General features: G+C 65.9%; 3 protein-coding genes. All 3 read right to left on the bottom strand.

The window, feature by feature from the left end:
• Nucleotides 1–130: 130 nt before the first annotated feature.
• On the bottom strand, nucleotides 131–466 hold the full coding sequence (locus tag GTW40_RS15245) for an Lsr2 family protein (protein ID WP_161180732.1): 336 nt from the start codon (nucleotides 464–466) through the stop codon (nucleotides 131–133).
• A 203-nt stretch (nucleotides 467–669) separates the two neighbouring features.
• Nucleotides 670–1,221, bottom strand: coding sequence for an amino-acid N-acetyltransferase (locus GTW40_RS15240; protein ID WP_161180731.1), 552 nt, complete (start codon nucleotides 1,219–1,221; stop codon nucleotides 670–672).
• Nucleotides 1,222–1,230: 9 nt separating this feature from the next.
• The gene (locus tag GTW40_RS15235) at nucleotides 1,231–1,662 is read right to left on the bottom strand and encodes a BlaI/MecI/CopY family transcriptional regulator (protein ID WP_343245707.1); all 432 of its coding nucleotides are present in this window, start codon (nucleotides 1,660–1,662) and stop codon (nucleotides 1,231–1,233) included.
• Nucleotides 1,663–1,760: the final 98 nt, after the last annotated feature.

Here is a 1,760-nt window from a genome sequence, read left to right as displayed (position 1 = left end):
GAGGTGCCCCCGATCTCGTACGGCTCGTGGGCACGGTCGCGGCGGAGTGCCACCGCGTCCGGCTGTGGCGCGCGGGCGCCGGTTCGGACGGCCGCGCGCGGGCCCGGCCGTCGGGCCCCTGGAGGGCGGATCAGCCGTTGGCCTTCTCGTAGGCCTCGCGGATGGAGGCGGGGACGCGGCCCCGGTCGTTCACGTCGTAGCCGTTCTCCTTGGCCCAGGCGCGGATCGCCGCGGTGTCCTGGTTGCCACCGGAAGAGGCGCGGGACTTTCCGCGGCCGGCGGAGGAACGGCCACCGGTACGACGGCCACCCTGGACATACGGACCGAGAAGGTCACGCAGCTTGTCCGCATTGGTGGTCGTCAGATCGATCTCGTAAGTCTTGCCGTCCAGCGCGAACGTCACGGTCTCGTCCGCCTCGCCGCCGTCGAGGTCGTCGACAAGAAGGACCTGAACCTTCTGTGCCACGGGATTTCCTTTCATCGATAACGTGAGTGCGGGGAGGTGCGCGGCGCCGCCGTTTTGCCACCCCTGTTATATGCAGTGCTGCAGTACGCCGGAAAGCAAACCGCTTTTGCCGGAAAAACACAAACCCTCGGGGAGAGGGGCACGGAGGCGACCCCGTCCGGAAACGTGCGCGTTTCGGACATAGGGAACCGGGGCAATGGCGATCACAGATGCAGAAGCATCCGGCTGTTGCCCAAGGTGTTCGGTTTCACTCGTTCGAGACCGAGGAACTCGGCGACGCCCTCGTCATAGGAGCGCATCAGCTCCGCGTACACATCGGTGTCGACGGGAGTCTCGCCGATCTCGGTGAAGCCGTGCTTCGTGAAGAAGTCGACTTCGAAGGTCAGACAGAAAACGCGGCGAACACCGAGCCAACGGGCAGTCTGGAGCAACTTCTCCAGCACGAGGTGGCCCACCCCGGAGCCCTTCAGGCCGGGCTGGACGGCGAGAGTGCGGACTTCCGCGAGGTCTTCCCACATGACGTGCAGGGCGCCGCAGCCGACGACCTCGGCGTTGTCGTCGCGTTCCGCGACCCAGAACTCCTGGATGTCCTCGTAAAGCGTGACCGTGGCTTTGTCGAGCAGGATGCGCTCGTGTGTGTAGAGGTCGAGGAGTCGGCGTACGGCGGGAACATCGCTGGTCCGGGCGCGGCGGACGGTGACGGCTTTCCCGGGGCCGGTGGCTTTCCCTGGGACTTCGGGGCGCTCTGCTGACATGAGCGGACGCTATCGCCCGCCGGTGTCCTCCGCCGAACCGGGGTTCTCCTCTCGGGGAGCTTCCCTGGGTTCCCGTGTTTCCGGTCCCTGGACGATACGGATGGCGTCACTGAGTGCCTGGCGTTGTTCCTCGCTCATCATGCCGAAGAAGGCGACGAGAGCGGCGGCGGGGTTGTCACTCTGGGACCAGGCGTCGTTCATGAGCGCGGCGGCGTAGGCGGCTCGGGTGGAGACGGCCTCGTATCGATAGGCGCGGCCTTCCGCCTCGCGGCGTACCCAGCCCTTCTGATGGAGATTGTCCAAAACGGTCATGACCGTGGTGTACGCGATGGAGCGTTCCCTCTGGAGGTCTTCCAGGACTTCTCGAACGGTCACCGGGCGGTTCCACTTCCACACCCGCGTCATGACTGCGTCTTCGAGTTCTCCCAATGGGCGAGGCACGCTCAGAACAATAGTGGGAGATCCCGCCAATGGCGTGCGGGACGTGCGCTCAGGTACGAAACGGGATCAAAAGGGGCGGGAATGCCTGCGGCGCGGGG

It is taken from the genome of Streptomyces sp. SID4985, from assembly GCF_009863025.1.
GTDB lineage: Bacteria > Actinomycetota > Actinomycetes > Streptomycetales > Streptomycetaceae > Streptomyces.
The sequence above is the reverse complement of the archived record's forward strand: the minus strand, read 5'-3'. Positions and strand labels throughout refer to the sequence as shown.